We start from the raw sequence: 16,628 nt of genomic DNA on the forward strand, positions 1-16,628 counted from the left end.
GTTATTTCGCCTCCATCCGGTTGCGGTTCAACGCAACCCAGACGCCGGTAATCAATGCGATGATCAGCACGAGCAGAATCGCCGCGGCCGAGCCGTGGCCCACCTGCTGAAAGTCGATCATCTGCTCGCGCACATAGACCGACATGCTCTGCGTGAGGTGGCTGTTGGACGACATCACGTAGATCAGATCGAACACACGCAACGCGTCGAGGGTCCGAAAAATCATCGCGACCATTACTGCGGGCCAGATGAGCGGCATCGTGATGAAGAGGAACACACGCCGGCGCGGCACGCCGTCGACACGCGCGGCTTCGTAGCAGTCGCCGGGGACGACCTGCAGCGCGGCCAGAATCAGCAGCGCCATGAAGGGTGTGGTTTTCCAGACGTCGACCATGATGATGGTCGGGAACGTCAGCTTGGGATCGGCGGTAAACGCGAGGGCCTGGTGGATGATTCCTGCCGAGAGCATCAGGTTGTTCAACACGCCGAACTGATCGTTGAGCATCCAGGCCCACATCCTGGCCGACACCACGGTCGGGATGGCCCATGGCACCAGAACCGCGGCGCGGAGTAGCGAACGCGCGCGCGACGGATGATTGAGCAACAGGGCGACGCCTAAACCGAGCAAGGTCTCCAGCACGACCGACACCACCGCGAATTCCGTGGTGTTACCGACCGAGCGCCACCATGCGTGGTCCCGCAGAACGCCATGGCGGCCCCAGTAGTTGGCGAAACCGACGAAGCGCGTGTTGGCCAGGTCCGACAGGCGGGCGTCGGTCAGACTGAACCAGAGCGTACGGACCAGCGGCCAACCGGCAATCGCGACCAGCACGGCAAGCGTGGGGGCGACCAGCAACAACGCCTGTCGCTGACGGGCGCGCTCGATCAGGGAAGGGCCTTGTTTCACCGGACGAGGTACGCGTCCGATCGATGCGGACGGCTCGTTCAGCGCCGTCTCTATCGTTGAGGTTGAATCGTTCATGAGCGACACTCCACCGTTGCCCGGCTTGAGCCGGGCAACCCTGTTGATCGGAGGAGACCTTATTTCCAGCTATTGCCGGACTTGAGGCCGTTCAGCGACGATTGCAGATCGCCGAGTGCATCGGCGGCTTTCTGGTCGCCTGACAGCACGTCGTGCACGGCATTCCAGAACTGACTGCTCACCTGGTTGTACCGGCTGGAGGTCACCGTGGACGGCCGGCTCACCGTGGTCGTGAACGTCGTGTAGAGGGCCGTCATGAACGGGTTGGCCTTGACGATGTCGGCGTCTTTGTAGAGGGCGGGAATAGTGGGGTTGTACGAGCCCTGGATCGCACGCATCTTCTGTACTTCGGCGCTCGTCATATACGTGACGAGGTCGGCGGCGAGCTTGGGATTCTTCGAGTAGCGCGATACCGACAACTGCCAGCCGCCGAGCGTGCCCGCGTCGCGGCCGTTGGCGCCGCCGCGGGGCAGCGGCATTACGCCGACCTTGTCCCTGACCGTGCTGTCGTTCTTCTGCAGCAACGACCAGGCGTACGGCCAATTGCGCATATACACCGCGTTGCCGGCCTGGAACACGCCGCGCGCCTCTTCTTCGCCGTAGTTCAGGACCGATTGCGGCGTGATGGTGCCGATCCAGCCGGCAGCCATATCCAGTGCCTTGACGGCGCCGGGATTGTCGATAGTGACTTTGCCGGCGGCATCGACCACCGTACCGCCGTTGTAGCTGGCCACCCATTCAAGTGCGTTGCAGGACAGGCCTTCATAGGCTCGACCCTGCCAGACGTAGCCCCACATCTTGTCGTTGCCGGCCTTACGTTCCGCGTCCTGAATCTTTCTCGCCGAGCTGGCCAGTTCATCCCATGTGGTCGGCGGCTGGAGCTTGTATTTATCCAGCAGATCCTTGCGGTAGTAGAGCAAACCCGCGTCCGTAAACCACGGCATGGCGACTAGCCGCCCACCCACCGTATCGTTGGCGATAAGGGACGCGAAGTGTTGCGCCTGAACGCCATTGGTGTACGGACGCAAGTCGATGAAATGACTGGCTAGCGCACCCGGCCAGACCATGTCGATTTCAAAGACGTCGATCTTGTCCGACCCGCTGTTGAGGATCTGCTGGTAGAGGGCCAGCAATGCGCTGGAGTCGTTCGGGGTGGTCACGATCTCGACTTCGTTGCCGGTCTTTCTGGCCCATTCGGTCGCGGATTTTTTGCACAGATCTCCGCTGTCGCTACCGCAGGCGATTCTCACCGTGGTGGCGTGCGCGAAGATCGGCGTCAGCACCGTAGCAAGGGTGAGTGTGAGCGTAGCAAGCTTTATGTTCATGACCATTGTCTCCGACTTGTTGTAGTGGTTAAGATTTCGACCACAGTTCGTGTCATGCCATGAGACCTTGGCCGTATTAACCGGGAATTTCTGGGAAGTGGAGCGCCATTAACAATTGAAACAATCGGCGTGATGAACGGAGCCTGGGCGGCGCGGCAGTGGAATAAGGAGATCTGATCGATCAGATCGTGCTAATGGCGCGTTATGATGCACGCCGGCAACGCAGTACAACAAAGCAACACGGCGCAGTGTCGCCGGCAATAAGATATTTCTAACGGGAGCGAGTTAGAACTTCCGGTTTGGCGAGATTGTTAAATCGCCGATTTACAAAAAAACCCCGCTAGACGGCGTTAAAAAATGAATGGAGACGACACGTAATGGAAAAGTACCGGATCGCTGTGCTGGACGACGATCCCGATATGCTGCATTGGCTGCGGGATCTGCTGGCGGAGGCTGGCTTCGCGGTCTCCGCGGTAGACAGAGCGTCGATGTTGTACTCGCAGTTGCAGGCAGCGCCACACTCGCTAATCATTCTTGATCTGAAACTACGTGGTGAAGACGGTCTGACGATCGCGCGCGACCTGCGTCGCAACTCGGACGTGCCCATTATCATGATGAGCGGTCTCGGCGACGAAACAGACCGGGTGCTGGGCCTGGAGACCGCTGCCGACGACTTCGTCATGAAGCCGTTCTCAGGCCGCGAATTGCTCGCCCGCGTGCGTGCTCAATTGAGACGCTCGACGGAATTGTCAATGCCGCGCACATCGAACGTGCTGACCAATGGGCCGCGCTATCTGTTCGACGGCTGGTTGCTGGATCTTGCCGCCCGCACGCTGACTCACAACGGCAACGAATGCTCGCTAACGCAAGGTGAGTTCGCGTTGTTGGCGGCCATGGTGCAGAGCCCTTCGCGTACGTGGTCGCGGGATCAGTTGCTCGAACATACGCGCGGTATCGATATCGACGTGTACGATCGTACGATCGACGTGTTGATCCTGCGACTGCGTCGCAAGATCGAACCGAACCCCGCCCAGCCAATTTACATTCGTACGCAACGTGGCTTTGGATACACGTTTTCAGCCGCGGTCACGAGGCTGTAGCGTCATGTGGACCGCCTCCCGAATGTGGGCGTCGCGCGTTAGCGTGCGTGCGAAGCTGGTTGTAATTTTCCTCGGTCTTTTCGGCATCACGCTCGCGGTCGTTGTCGTGAGCGTACTCGGCATGCGCGCGAATCTGAACGCATTGAATGAGTACGAGGCCAGAGTGGTACCCGAGATCGCTCGCGCGCTCGAGCTCTCCGATCGGGTCGCCCAATTGGCGGCCGTTGCGCCGGGTATGACGCTGACGGACTCGTCGGATCTTCTCCGTAACGATGCGGAGCTGCTAGGCGGACTGCTTGGCGATATTCGCAGATTGGCACCGGGACAGGCCAACCGGGCAGGGGATAACCTTGCGGTGACGAGCGAGCTCGATGCGATCGATCAGGATCTCGGACGGCTGCTGGTGGAGTCCGTCCGGCAACGGCAATTGCGAAAAGATCTGGCGACGCTGAGCGCCGATACCGACTACATCGGCGACAGCATCGCGCGGGGGAAAAGCACGTTTGCGCAGAGCTCGCCGACGCTCCTCGAGGTCTGGGCGCGTACAACGAGCGCATTGCAAGCGGCCAACATGGCCGAACTGGGTTCCGCGGAAAGTGACAACGAAGCGTTGTGGCTACAGGTGAAATTACGCGGCGAAGACCGGCGGCAGCCGCAGATTGCGCGTGCGCTCGCGCAGGTCGATAACGGTGAGCACAGTGTCTACGTGATACGACGCGCGTTTCTGACCAGCGAGGCGCGCACGAGTTATCTCGTGACCTTGTTGCGCGGGCACTCGGATCATCTCAGCGGCAAGGCAGCGCATTACGTCGAGCATTTGCGCAATATTGCGCGCGAACGAAGCGACGAAGTGCGCAAGGTCGCGTTGTCGAGTCTGTCGGGACTCGCGCTGCTGGCGATCGCGGCCGTCGCGGTCGCGATCGCCGGCGTGACCTACGTTAACCGTGTTCTGCGCAAACTCCAGGCGTTGACACGCGTACTGGGACGACTCGCCGCCGTCGATACGTCCGGGCAGGCGCCGTCCACGCACCGGCCGGACGAAGTGGGTGAACTGGCGCGCACCCTGGAGGTGTTCCGCGCGAATCTGCTCGACAAGCAGCGGCTTATGCAGGGTCTCGAAGCGCAGCGCCGATTGCAGGAATCCGTGCTGAATTCCATGAATGACGGCGTTTCCGTGCATGACGAACACGGCAAACTCGTCTCATGGAATCCGACCTTTGCGACCTTACTCGGCTTGCCCCCCGGTTCGTTGTATCCGGGCATGTCGCTCGGCGATTTGCGACGCTCGGTCGACCGCCCGGCTTACTGGCGACAGGTGTCGCGCAAAAGCGCCACGCATACGCGGGAAGGGCGGCGTATCGCGGAATCGGCGGAGTTTCACATTCGCGCGCATGGCATCCTCGAGTTTCATTCGCAGCCGCTGCCGGACGGTGGCTGGGTGGCGGTATGCCGGGATCTGACCGACCGGCGCGCCGTGGAGGCCGAGTTGCGCCAGGCTCAGAAAATGGAGGTTCTCGGACAACTGACCGGCGGCGTCGCTCACGACTTCAACAATTTTCTGGTCGCGATTCTCGGCAATCTCGAACTGTTGCTGCCGCGATTACAGACTCAACCCGAAGCGCTGGTCATGACCGAGCGCGCACGCCGCGCGGCGGAGCGGGCGTCAGCTTTGACGCGGCGGCTCCTCGCCTTCGCCCGACGTCAACCCCTGCATGCCGAGTGCGTGTCGGTGGGCAATATGCTGCTCGAAATGCTCGACCTCGTGGAGTATTCGGCGGGCGTCGGTGTGAACGTGATGCTGCAGGCGCCCGCGGAATCACTCTGGGTCAATGTCGACCGGGCGCAACTGGAAAATGCCGTACTCAATCTCACGCTCAACAGTGCCGCGGCGATGCCGGGCGGTGGCGCGCTCACGCTGTCGGCGTATCGCGCCGAGCAGTCGATTGGTCCGAATGGCGGATCGGATGCGGTGGTGCTGGCCGTCGTGGACACGGGTTGCGGGATTGCGCCGGTGTTCCTGGACAAGGTGGTCGAACCGTTCTTCACGACCAAGGCCGCCGGTGAGGGGAGTGGCCTTGGCCTGAGTAGTGTTTACGGTTTCGTGTGTCAAAGCGGCGGCGACATGCGGATTGAAAGTGTTCCTGGGGAGGGCACGCGTGTCGAATTGCGCTTGCCCGCTGGCCAGGCGCCGACGCGCGCGAGCGAGACGCGTACTTTTCCTGCGCGCCAGGTCGCGCCTGTGCGAGGCGCACGCGTGCTGGTGGTCGAGGACGACGTCGACGTACGCGGTACGGTGCTCAGCCAGTTCGCCGAACTCGGTGTGAGCGCGGACGCCGTCTGTACACGGGAGGCTGCCTTGCATTGGCTGGAGACACAGGGGCCCGTCACGCTCGTACTCTCCGACATTACGCTCGGCGAAAGCGGCAACGGAATCGCGTTGGCCGCGGAGTTGATGCGGCGCTGGCCTCGTCAGCGCGTCGCGTTGACTTCAGGACTACCTCCCGAAGTACATCACGCCCATCCGGACTGGAACCCGCACCTGCCCTTTCTGGCGAAACCGTTTGACCTGGAGGCGCTTGCCGTGTTGCTGCGATAACGCTGCCCGATGGTTTGTTTCAATTGTTAATGTAGCGGCCATTTCGTGCAATTCGCCATTAACGAAAATAGTGTCTTTTACGCGTAGGCGGTGTCGAGATGCGTGTGCATCCATTCGTTCGAGAACAGGCAGAAACAGGAATTGAGAACATTCGTGGTCAAGATCAAGGCTGCCGTACTGATTTTAGCGCTGATGCTCGTCGCCGGTCGGGCTGGCGCGGCGACGCTGCGCATTGCGTGCGGTTCGGCGGGCGTGGATCAGGATATCTGCAGGGTATCGGCTAACGTTTGGGCGGAGAAAACCGGCAACCAGATCGAATTCGTCAACATGCCGAATGATGCCAGCGAGACGCTGACGCTCTACCGGCAACTCCTGAATAGCGGATCGGACCAGATCGACGTCATGCAGATCGACGCCGTGTGGCCCGGCATTTTCGCGAATCAACTGATCGATCTTCGACCCTACAGCAAGGGCCAGGAACATCAATCTTTCCCGAGCCTCGTGGCGAACGACACGGTGAACGGCAGACTGGTGGCCATGCCCTGGTTCATCGACACCGGGCTTCTTTTTTACCGTAAAGATCTGCTGGAAAAATATCATCTGAATGTGCCCACGACATGGGACGAACTGGATGCGTACGCAAGCAGAATCCAGCGGGCCGAACGGGCCTCCGGCAATGAAAAGATGTGGGGCTTCGTCTGGCAGGGTCGAGCGTACGAGGGACTCAGTTGCGATGCGCTCGAATGGATCAGCAGCTACAACGGCGGCGACGTGATCGACGATCGGGGGCAGGTTACGGTCGACAATCCCGCAGCCGCGAGAGCGCTTGATCTCGCCGCGAAATGGGTGGGATCGATTACGCCGCGGGCTGTGCTGAATTACGGCGAGGAGGACGCACGCGGCGTGTTTCAGGCCGGTAATGCGGTGTTCATGCGTAATTGGCCGTATGTGTGGTCGATTGCAAACCGGAGCGACAGTCCGGTCAGGGGTAGGGTCGGCATCGCTTCGTTGCCGAAGGGCGGTGCCGACGGCAAGTCGGTCGGGGCGTTGGGTGGTTGGCAACTTGCGGTGTCGCGCTATTCCCGCAATCCGAAACTGGCGGCGAATCTCGTGATGTATCTGACGAGCGCGGAGGTACAGAGGAAGCGCGCGATTCAGGCCTCGTTCAATCCGACGATTCCTTCTCTTTACTCGGATAAAGGCGTGCGTCAGGCCAATCCGTATATGGTGTCGTTGCTGCCGACACTGAATGCGGCGGTGGCGCGGCCATCGGCCGTGACCGGGTCGGAGTACAGCGAGGTCAGCGCACAGTTCTGGAATGCCGCGCATGAGGTGCTGGCGGGTCACGATCATGCTGCGAATGCGCTGGCGAAACTTTCGGTTTCCCTGAAGCGGTTGGCGCCGAATGGAGTCTGGCAGTGAGCGGGTTCCTATTCCTGGTTGCGCGGCACCCACGGATACTGCATCTGCCTCGCTTATACGACATCGTGCAGGAGCCTGGCTGACGATAAATCGCACGTGCGGTACGGGAGCGTGAATGGTCCGTGCTGTTTAGTCGCTTCGAAGGTGGAGTCCCGACGCGATTTCTTCAGGAATATTCACGCTTTTTAACAGGCGGGAGCAGCGGCGAGCGGCGGCCGCTGTTCGCTGGCAGATCGCGCTTAGTAAGGCTTAAGAAGGTTTTAGGGGCTTTAGCGGGAAACGGCAACTACGATGGTGTCGTTGCAATGGCGGCAGGCTCACCATGCCGCGACATGGCCTTTACGGTCTCTTCTCCCCGAACCTCTATCAGGAATCCATCATGCGAATTTCCGCATTCGCCGCGGTAAGTATCGCGGCCGCGTTTGCCTCCCACCTCGCTATCGCTCAAACCGCCAATGACGCCGCCGCATCGCAGCCGGCAGTCGCCATGACGAAAGCGGATGCCCGTCTGCACAACCGTCAACTGTCGAAGTCCGTTCGCCAAGCGCTCTATAAGACCAAGGGCCTGCAGGCCAGCAACATCGCGGTGCTGGTGAAAGGCGGCACGGTCTCGCTCGTTGGCACGGTGCCCGAGGCAAGCCAGATCCAGAAAGCGGGCGATGTCGCGCAACGCGTTCCGCAAGTGGCGGCCGTCGACAATCGTCTGATCGTTGAAGAAGAAGGCGCGCAGTAAGCGCAGTAGCGTCGCGCATTCAATCACTTCGAGGATCACAACATGGAAACAGAGTCGATCGCGATCAGGCATCACACGATTCGCGCCAACGGTATCCGGCAACATTACCTGGATGCCGGCAGTGGCCCGGTCGTCGTGCTACTGCACGGCTTTCCCGAGACCAGCTTCGCATGGCGTTATCAGATGCCCGTGCTGGCCCGGCACTACCGGGTCATTGCACCCGATTTGCGGGGCTACGGCGAAACCGACAAACCCAGCTCGGGCTACGACAAGCGCAACATGGCGCTGGACATCATCAGCCTGCTCGACCAGTTGGGTATCGGCAAGGTCGCGCTCGTTGGGCACGATCGCGGCGCACGCGTGGCGACGCGGCTGACCAAGGATCATCCCGAGCGGGTGGACCGGTTGGTGGTGCTGGACAACGTGCCGACCCGCGTGGTCGCACAGAACATGAATCCGCAGACGGCGCGCGCGTACTGGTTCTTCCTGTTCCACCTCGTGGCGGATCTGCCGGAAACGCTGATCGCGGGCAAGGAAGAGACGTGGCTGCATCACTTCTTCGCGGACTGGTGCTACAACCCGCACACGATCGAAGGCGCTGACTTCGATACGTACGTAAAGGCCTACAAGCGGCCGGGCGCAGTGCGTGGCGCCATGTCCGACTACCGCGCGAATGCCGACGACGTCGCGCAGGATCTGGTCGACGCCGACGTCAAGATTGCTTGCCCGACCATGGCGCTGTGGGGCGAAGACTTCTACGCGGTGGGCGGCATGTTCGACATGAAGGCCGTGTGGGAAGGCATGGCAACCCATCTGCGCGCGGAGCCGATTGCGCAATGCGGGCATTTGCCCCAGGAAGAGCAGCCGGAACGGGTCAACGAACTGTTGATCGATTTCTTGCGCGGCTGGACCGGCAACTGATTGTCCGACGTGGAATGGCAGGCAGCGTGCCGGCGCGGCTACCGATCTTCGGGTCAGTGGCCTCGCCGGCTATTCCGCGTGCTTGCGGACTACGCGGTCAAAGATAGCCCAGCAGAAAAATCGTGGCCGTCAGCGAGACGATCGACAACACGCTAGACATGACCAGCGTCGTCCCGGCCGTGGTGTCCTGCACGCCATACGAGAGGCCGAACAGAATGCCGAACGAACCGCAGGGAATGGCCGACAGCAAAATCGCTTCACCGGCAATCTGTTTCGGCAATGCGAGCACGACGACGAGCGCGAGCGCGATCAGCGGCTGAACGATATTACTGAGCGCCACGCCCGCCCACACTTCCCGGTCGAGCCGGAACGGTTGAGACGCCAGGATCAGCCCGGTTGAAAACAACGCGAGGCCCGCAGTCGTGCTGCCGATAATCCCGAGCGACTGAACCAGCAGCCCCGGCAATTCCCAGCCTGCCAGCGAAACAAACACACCGAGAATCGGCGCGATCACGATCGGTTTAACGAAGGTCGTGACCAGTGCCTTCGCCAGCAGGTTGGTGTGCGGGCCGCCACTGTCCCGCGTTTTTGCGCGCTCCAGCAGAATCAATCCGGCCGGCGACATCACGACCGACGCTGTCGTGATCGCGAGCGCCACCGTCAGATTGCTCTCGTCGCCGTAAACACTGTGCAGCAGCGGCAAGCCGATCGCGGCGAAGTTCGGCATGCCGATGGTGACGGCGCGAACCGCCGCATTCGACGGCGCCACGTTGAAGACGAAACGTGACAGCGCGAGCGACGCGAAATACGGCACCAGCATCACCGCGATCAGCAACAGGATCAGCATAAGATGGCTGCCGAGGCTCGCGCGCTGCATCTTCGCCGTATAGAGAAACAGCGCGAATGGCAGCGCGTAGTCGACCAGCATCGAGTTGATCGCCGACAGCGGCATCGCGCCCCGCGCGAGTTTTCCGGCCAGATAGCCCATTGCCATCGAGAAGAAAAACGGCACGAGTGCATAACTGATTTCGTGAAGCATGGGTAGTGGCTCGCTTGATGGTGTCGCGGTGGACTTGAGGACCTGACACGGGCGCAACCGCTCAGCGCCGCATCGATCTCGATCAACGAGTCTATTGAGCAGCGTGCATTTAGTCGTTTGATAAAAATGAAATGTTCTGAATCGCGGGGACAGTGAATTAAGTGTTGCTTCGCGATTGTTTGACCGGCCACGCAACAGCAGTGGGGCACGTCACATTAATAACTCTTCAGGCTCGGCTAATTTAATTAATGGCTTGCCCACGTAGGATCTCGCTCAACCACGATCCAATGCAATCCCAATCGGAGCGCTTGCATGAAACCCATTGGTATCTCTCCAGGGCGACGCGCATTCATGCGCAGTGTCGCCAGCGCGGCGCCGGCCGCCGTGGCGATCGGCGCGGGCGTTGCCGGCGTGATGGCGAATTCGACGGCGGGCAGCGAGGCTCCTTTCCAGCCTCGCTATTTCGCGGCGGTGGAATGGCGGCTGCTGGTCGGACTGGTGGATCGTCTGATCCCCGCGGACAGTGAAGGGCCCGGCGCGCTCGAAGCCGGCGTGCCGGAATTCATCGACCTGCAGATGAACACGCCGTATGGCTATGGCGCGCTCTGGTACATGCATGGACCCTTCGTCGCGGGGCCGGCAACGCTGGGCTATCAGCTCGAATACAGTCCGCGCGCGATGTACCGCGTGGCTCTCGCCGGACTCGACCAACAGTTGCGCAAGCAATTTTCCCGGCACTTCGACGAACTCGACAGCGCGACGCGCGACAGCGTGATCGGCCAACTGGAGCAGGGCAAGCTCGATATCGGCGCGGCGCCCGCCGCGGACTTTTTCAACCAGCTACTGCAGAACACGCATGAAGGCTACTTCTGCGATCCGAAGCACGGCGGCAATCGCGATATGGCGGCCTGGAAGATGATCAATTTTCCAGGCGCACGTGCCGACTACATCGACTGGGTCGAGCAATACGGAAAACGTTATCCGCTTGGGCCGGTGTCCAGCGCCTGAATACGATGTTCCGATGCCGGTTTATGGCGTTTGCACCTTGGGGCAAGCGGCGGAACCGGCACGTCCCCATCAGGACCATTCAATGACCGATAAAACGATGAAAGAGGTCGACGTGGTGATCGTCGGCTTCGGCTGGGCCGGCGCTATCATGGCGAAAGAGTTGACCGAGGCCGGCTTGCAGGTACTCGCGCTGGAGCGCGGACAATACCGCGATACCTATCCGGACGGCGCGTATCCGACCACGCTGGACGAGCTCACTTATCTGCAGCGTTTCAAGCTGTTTCAGGATATGTCGCGCAGTACTTTCACGTTCCGTCACAACGTGAACGACACCGCATTGCCTTATCGGCAGATCGGTGCATTCAAACCGGGCGAGGGCGTAGGCGGCGCCGGTTTGCACTGGGCGGGCCAGCACTGGCGAATCTATCCGGAAGAATTGCGGTTGCGCTCGCATTACGTCGAGCGTTACGGCGCGAAGTTCATTCCGAAGGACATGACGCTGCAGGATTTCGGCGTGTCTTATGAAGAACTCGAACCGTACTTCGATTTTGCCGAGAAGGTGTTTGGCACTTCGGGCCAGGCGTACCGTGTGAACGGTACGGTGGTGGGCGACGGCAATCCGTTCGAAGCGAACCGCTCGGCGGCGTTCCCGCTACCCGCGCAGAAAGTGCCGTACGGTCCACACCTGTTCATGAAGGCGGCGCGAGAAGTCGGCTTTCATCCGTTCCGTGCGCCGTCGGCCACCGTCTCGGCGGCTTATACGAATCCGTATGGCTGCCAGATGGGACCGTGCAACTTCTGTGGTTTCTGTTCGGGCTATGCGTGCTACAACTACTCGAAAGCCTCGCCCAACGTGAACATTTTGCCCGCGCTGCGCGGCCTGCCGAACTTCGAGCTGCGGCCTGATTGCACCGTGCTGCGCATTACGCTCGACACGGCCGGCAAAGTGGCGACCGGTGTGGAGTATGTGGATGCCGCCGGCAAAGTGGTCGCGCAACCGGCGCGGATCGTGATTGCCAGTACCTTCGCCTATAACAACGCGCATCTGTTCATGCTGTCGGGCATTGGCCGTCAATACGATCCGGTGAGCGGCGAAGGCACGGTTGGCAAGAATGTGTCGTACCAGATGCTCTCGAATATTCAGCTCTTCTTCGAGCCCGGCAAGAACAGCAATCCGTTCATTGGCGCGGGCGGCAATAGCGTCGCGTTCGACGACTTCAACGGCGATAACTTCGATCACGGTCCGCACGGTTTTGTCGGCGGCGCGGCGCTATGGTGCAATCCCGCCGGCGCCAAACCGATTTCCGGCATTGCGGTGCCGGCCGGCACGCCGCGCTGGGGCAGCACGTGGAAAAAGGCGGTCAAGGACAACTACGTGAACACCGTGTCGATCGATTCGAACGGCGCCAACATGGTGTATCGGGATTGCTACCTCGATCTCGATCCCACGTACCGGAACAAGTTCGGGCAGCCGCTGTTGCGCTTTACGTTCGACTGGAAAGACAACGATATCCGCATGACGCGTTTCGTGACCGATAAGCTGGTTCAGGTCGCGAAAGCTATGGGACCGAAGGACTACACGGTCACGCAAAAGAACTTCGGCGATCACTTCGACGTACGCCCGTATCAGACGACGCATTGGGCCGGCGGCCTGATCATGGGCGAGTCGCCGCGAACCAGCGCGTTGAACCGCTATCTGCAGAGCTGGGACGTGCACAACGTGTTCGCGATCGGCTCGAACGTGTTTCCGGTCGGACTGGGTTACAACCCCACGGGCGCGGTTGCCGCGCTGGCTTACTGGTCGGCGAAAGCGATCCGCACGCAGTATCTGAAAGACCCGCGACCGCTGGTGGATGCGTGATGACGAATCTCGACGCTTTGCGATATCGCTTTGGCGCGGCGCTCTCCATCCTGTCGCTGTCATGGAGCGCCTACGCGGCGCCGGCAGCGGACTCCGCGCAAATTGAACGAGGCGCTTATCTGGCTAGCGCCGGCGATTGCGTGTCTTGTCACACGGCGAAGAACGGCAAGCCGTTTGCCGGCGGTCTGCCGCTCGCCACACCGCTCGGCAAGGTCTATTCGACCAACATCACGCCTGATCCGGCGACGGGTATCGGCACGTGGTCTTATGAGGATTTCGCGGCGCTGATGCGGCACGGTAAAACCAGAGAGGGGCATACGGTTTATCCGGCCATGCCGTACCCGTCGTACGCGCATATCGACGATACCGACATGCACGCGTTGTACATGTACTTCATGCATGGCGTCACGCCGGTTTCGCGGACCAACCGCGCGAGCGATATTCCCTGGCCGCTGTCCATGCGCTGGCCGCTGAGCGTGTGGAGTCGGCTTTTCGGACCGGCAACGAAGGCTTACGTGGCTCAGCCCGGCTCTTCGACACAGAACGCGGCACAGATCGCACGCGGCGCGTATCTCGTGCAAGGTCTCGGCCATTGCGGCAGTTGCCATACGCCGCGAGGCTTCGCGCTGCAGGAGTTGTCGCTCGGCGACGACGCGAATCCGGTTTTTCTGGCCGGCGGCCAGTTGGTCGACGGCTGGATTGCGCCTTCGTTACGCAACGAACACGGCGACGGACTCGCCGCCATGCCGGCCGCGGAGATCGTCGCGTTTCTGCGCAGCGGTCGCAATGCGCATGCGGCGTCATTCGGCGCCATGAACGACGTCGTGGCCAACTCGATGCAACACATGAGCGAAGCGGACCTGACGAGTATCGCGGCCTATCTGAAGTCGCTGCCGCCGCACAAGCAGGACGCGCTGCCTTATCGCTACGACGCAACCGTCGCGACGCAGCTTTATCACGGGCAGGTGCCGAATGCCGGCGCGCAGATCTATCTCGATCGCTGTGCCGGCTGCCATCGCTCGGACGGGAAAGGTAACGGCAAAGCCTTTCCGGCGCTGGCGGGCAATCCGGTCCTGCAGACCAACGACCCGACCTCGGCGATTCATATCGTGCTGACGGGCGGTTCGATGCCGCCGACGCGCAGTGCGCCCTCGGCGCTCGCCATGGGGCCGTACGCGGCCATCCTGAGCGATCGCGAGATCGCGCAGGTGGTGACCTTTGTGCAGACCAGTTGGGGCAATCGGGGCGGCGCGGCCAGCGATCGTCAGGTCGCGAAACTGCGCAAGGCATCGGGGCCGCCGGTTACGTCCAGAACGGCTTCGGCCGGCGTGCTGGAATGATCGCCCGCCAAGCGCCAAAAGCGCCGCGCGTTAATTGAACCGATAACTCACACCGATCTGCACGACCGGATAGACCTTGTAGCGCTCCACCTTATTGCTGATGTTCTGCTCTTCCTGGTCGATGTTGGCCTGGGTGGCGAGCATCGAATAGATCGCCGGCACGCTGTACGAGGTGCGCGGCCGTCCATAGGCGACACCGAGATCGAACGTCACGCCGAAGCCCTTCGAAACGGGCTTATGTCCATAGCCGATGCCGAGGTAAGGCATCACACGCGGCAGCGTGATCGTGGTGGACGGCGCGGCGCCTACGGCCGGCACGAACGCGTCGCCGATCTTGTAGTTGCCTTGCGCGTTCGGCACGGCGTGGGCGGTGACTTCGTCGTCATTGATCAGCGCGCCTGCGGTCACGCGAAACCCGCTCGATTTGAACGGGAATAGATCGACATAGAGGCCGCCTTGCAGCAGCTTCAGATGGCCGTCGTACTGGTTGCCGTCCACATTGAACGAACGCGACAGGCCGAAGCCTTCGAATTCCGCATGCACGCCCGCCCACGAATTCAACGGCAGCGCTGCGCCGACCCCCGCGCCGAGCGTGCCGCCGTGTGCGTAGATTTCCTGAGCCTCGGCCTGCGTGCCCGCCGTCATTACCATCACCGTTGCGGCCAGGGCCGCAAGTTTCACCTGTTTCACCCAACGTCTCCAGACAAGGTTATTTCCGTGCTGGCGACTTTAAGGTTGAGCGGAGCGGTTCAAATGGGTGAATAGCGGGGAGATGTGGCGGCTCTTCGCGCTCAAGTTTTCTGCCGCGACGAAACCGGAACTTATGACCTGAAAAAGACGGAATACGCCTGTTTTAAAGGGGTATTCGTAGGATGAATCGCGTGCTCGAAGCTGTGCCCGGCACCTGCGCTGCACTCGAAAAGCGAGCCGATTCGTCAGATAAAAAAACGGTCGCAGTAATTCGCGGATCTGCCGACCCGCTACCGCGACCGCCTCAACACTCAACAAGAATGGCGTTTACTGCTTGATGCCTTCAGCCTGAATGTGCAGCGTGGTCTGCATCTTGAAGCCGTAAGCCTTGCCGAAGTCGATGCCGAAGTCGTCGCGATTGAACGTGGCGGTCGATTCAGTGCCGCACACTTCACGCTTGAGCATCGGGTTCGTGAAGCACTTGAACGATTCGATCTTCAGATTGACCGGCTTGGTGATGCCATGCATCGTCAGCGTGCCGATCACTTCAACCGGCTTGTCGCCGTCGAAGCGGATCTGCGTGCCCTTGTACGTTGCGGTCGGGTACTTTGTTGCGTCGAAGAACTTTTCCGTGACCAGTTCCGCATCGAGCTTGTCGTTGCCGATATCCACCGAGCTCATGTCGATCGTCACGTCCACCGTGCCGGTCTTCGCCGCGCGATCCAGCACAACGGTGCCGCTGCTTTTCTTGAACTTGCCGCGCCACGTCGAGATGCCGCCGAAGTGGTCGGTTTCGAAGCTCGGGTAGGTGTGGGTCGGATCGAGCTGATACGTGTCGGCCGCCATTGCGTTGAACGACAGGGCAGCGGCCAGTGCGCCGGCGGCGAGCAAAAAGGATTTCTTCAAGGTGTTCTCCAGGTTTCTAAAAGGGGTTTCTAAAAAGACTGCGGCGCTTCGGGTGTCGAATTACTTCTTCGAAGCGACGAGGTGAAATTTGATGACGACTTCGTCGGCTACCACCGAGGTATCTTTCCATTCGCCCGTGCCGACGTCGAACTGCGAGCGCTTGATGGGCAGCGAGCCGTCGAAGGTTTGCGTGGCGCCTTGTGCCGTGACCGTGACCGGCACGACGACGGTTTGCGATTTGCCCTTGATGGTCAGCTTGCCGGTGATCTTGTACTGGTTGCCGCCGGCCGGCGCGATCGCGCTGGAAACAAAGGTCGCGGCCGGGTAGGTCGCGCTGTCGAACCATTCCTTACCTTGCGCCTGCTTGTTGTAGTCGTCCGCGCCGAGGTCGTAGCTGCCGGTGTCGATCGACACGTTGGCGCTGCCGGCGGTCGGCTTGGCGGGATCGAAATTCAGTTGCGCGGAGAACTTTTTGAACTTGCCGTCGACCGGCACGTTCATCTGTTTCGTGGTGGCAATGACCGTGCTTTTGCTGGCGTCGACGTCGGCATGCGCGAGCCCGGCGCCGAACAGCGAAAGCGCCGCGATGCCGGCGAGGATCGGTCGAATCGCGGGGCGAAATGCCGTGCTAAATGCCGTGCGAACGGCGGGGTAATAAACGTTTGATTTCATAGTGGTACGCATCCTATCGAACCCGCGTGCGTT

General features: G+C 60.9%; 14 protein-coding genes. 8 read left to right on the forward strand and 6 right to left on the reverse strand.

Going from position 1 to position 16,628, the window contains the following annotated elements:
* Position 1: 1 nt before the first annotated feature.
* Positions 2–982 carry a carbohydrate ABC transporter permease gene (locus GGD40_RS33090; protein WP_179746508.1) on the reverse strand — a complete coding sequence of 327 codons (981 nt, stop codon included), beginning with the start codon at positions 980–982 and terminating at the stop codon, positions 2–4.
* A 59-nt stretch (positions 983–1,041) separates the two neighbouring features.
* Positions 1,042–2,307: an ABC transporter substrate-binding protein gene (locus GGD40_RS33095; RefSeq protein ID WP_179709813.1), complete on the reverse strand. Its 1,266-nt coding sequence runs from the start codon at positions 2,305–2,307 to the stop codon at positions 1,042–1,044.
* A gap of 377 nt (positions 2,308–2,684) precedes the next feature.
* Between GGD40_RS33095 and GGD40_RS33100 the strand changes: the two genes are divergently transcribed.
* From GGD40_RS33100 to GGD40_RS33120, 5 genes are all read left to right on the forward strand, one after another.
* Entirely contained in the window at positions 2,685–3,407 is a 723-nt protein-coding gene (locus tag GGD40_RS33100; RefSeq protein WP_179746510.1) for a winged helix-turn-helix domain-containing protein, read from the forward strand.
* Between the two features lie 4 nt (positions 3,408–3,411).
* On the forward strand, positions 3,412–6,003 hold the full coding sequence (locus GGD40_RS33105; protein WP_257030653.1) for a PAS-domain containing protein: 2,592 nt from the start codon (positions 3,412–3,414) through the stop codon (positions 6,001–6,003).
* A 141-nt stretch (positions 6,004–6,144) separates the two neighbouring features.
* Positions 6,145–7,425, forward strand: coding sequence for an ABC transporter substrate-binding protein (locus tag GGD40_RS33110; RefSeq protein ID WP_257030654.1), 1,281 nt, complete (start codon positions 6,145–6,147; stop codon positions 7,423–7,425).
* A 379-nt stretch (positions 7,426–7,804) separates the two neighbouring features.
* On the forward strand, positions 7,805–8,158 hold the full coding sequence (locus GGD40_RS33115) for a BON domain-containing protein (RefSeq protein WP_179746512.1): 354 nt from the start codon (positions 7,805–7,807) through the stop codon (positions 8,156–8,158).
* Positions 8,159–8,200: 42 nt separating this feature from the next.
* Positions 8,201–9,079 (forward strand): alpha/beta fold hydrolase, encoded by an 879-nt coding sequence (locus GGD40_RS33120; protein WP_179746514.1) that lies wholly within the window; start codon positions 8,201–8,203, stop codon positions 9,077–9,079.
* Between the two features lie 97 nt (positions 9,080–9,176).
* On the opposite strand, the gene GGD40_RS33125 is transcribed toward GGD40_RS33120, so the two are convergent.
* Positions 9,177–10,118: an AEC family transporter gene (locus tag GGD40_RS33125; RefSeq protein WP_179746515.1), complete on the reverse strand. Its 942-nt coding sequence runs from the start codon at positions 10,116–10,118 to the stop codon at positions 9,177–9,179.
* A gap of 312 nt (positions 10,119–10,430) precedes the next feature.
* Here GGD40_RS33125 and GGD40_RS33130 point away from each other — a divergent pair, with 312 nt between their 5' ends.
* The 3 genes from GGD40_RS33130 (at position 10,431) to GGD40_RS33140 (ending at position 14,327) form a co-directional block, all read left to right on the forward strand.
* A complete protein-coding gene (locus tag GGD40_RS33130; RefSeq protein ID WP_179746517.1) occupies positions 10,431–11,126 on the forward strand; it encodes a gluconate 2-dehydrogenase subunit 3 family protein in 696 nt (231 codons plus the stop codon).
* 82 nt (positions 11,127–11,208) lie between these two features.
* Positions 11,209–12,987 carry a GMC family oxidoreductase gene (locus GGD40_RS33135; RefSeq protein ID WP_035556152.1) on the forward strand — a complete coding sequence of 593 codons (1,779 nt, stop codon included), beginning with the start codon at positions 11,209–11,211 and terminating at the stop codon, positions 12,985–12,987.
* Positions 12,987–14,327, forward strand: coding sequence for a c-type cytochrome (locus tag GGD40_RS33140; protein ID WP_179746519.1), 1,341 nt, complete (start codon positions 12,987–12,989; stop codon positions 14,325–14,327). Before GGD40_RS33135 ends, GGD40_RS33140 begins: the two co-directional genes overlap by 1 nt.
* Before the next feature lie 30 nt (positions 14,328–14,357).
* On the opposite strand, the gene GGD40_RS33145 is transcribed toward GGD40_RS33140, so the two are convergent.
* From GGD40_RS33145 to GGD40_RS33155, 3 genes are all read right to left on the reverse strand, one after another.
* The gene (locus GGD40_RS33145; RefSeq protein WP_051981300.1) at positions 14,358–14,978 is read right to left on the reverse strand and encodes a hypothetical protein; all 621 of its coding nucleotides are present in this window, start codon (positions 14,976–14,978) and stop codon (positions 14,358–14,360) included.
* A gap of 366 nt (positions 14,979–15,344) precedes the next feature.
* Complete coding sequence (locus GGD40_RS33150; protein WP_179746521.1) at positions 15,345–15,923, reverse strand: YceI family protein; 579 nt, start codon at positions 15,921–15,923, stop codon at positions 15,345–15,347.
* Between the two features lie 60 nt (positions 15,924–15,983).
* On the reverse strand, positions 15,984–16,595 hold the full coding sequence (locus GGD40_RS33155) for a YceI family protein (protein WP_373565395.1): 612 nt from the start codon (positions 16,593–16,595) through the stop codon (positions 15,984–15,986).
* Positions 16,596–16,628: the final 33 nt, after the last annotated feature.

Origin of the sequence: Paraburkholderia bryophila (assembly GCF_013409255.1) — a bacterium.
In the GTDB taxonomy this organism is placed as follows: Bacteria; Pseudomonadota; Gammaproteobacteria; order Burkholderiales; family Burkholderiaceae; genus Paraburkholderia.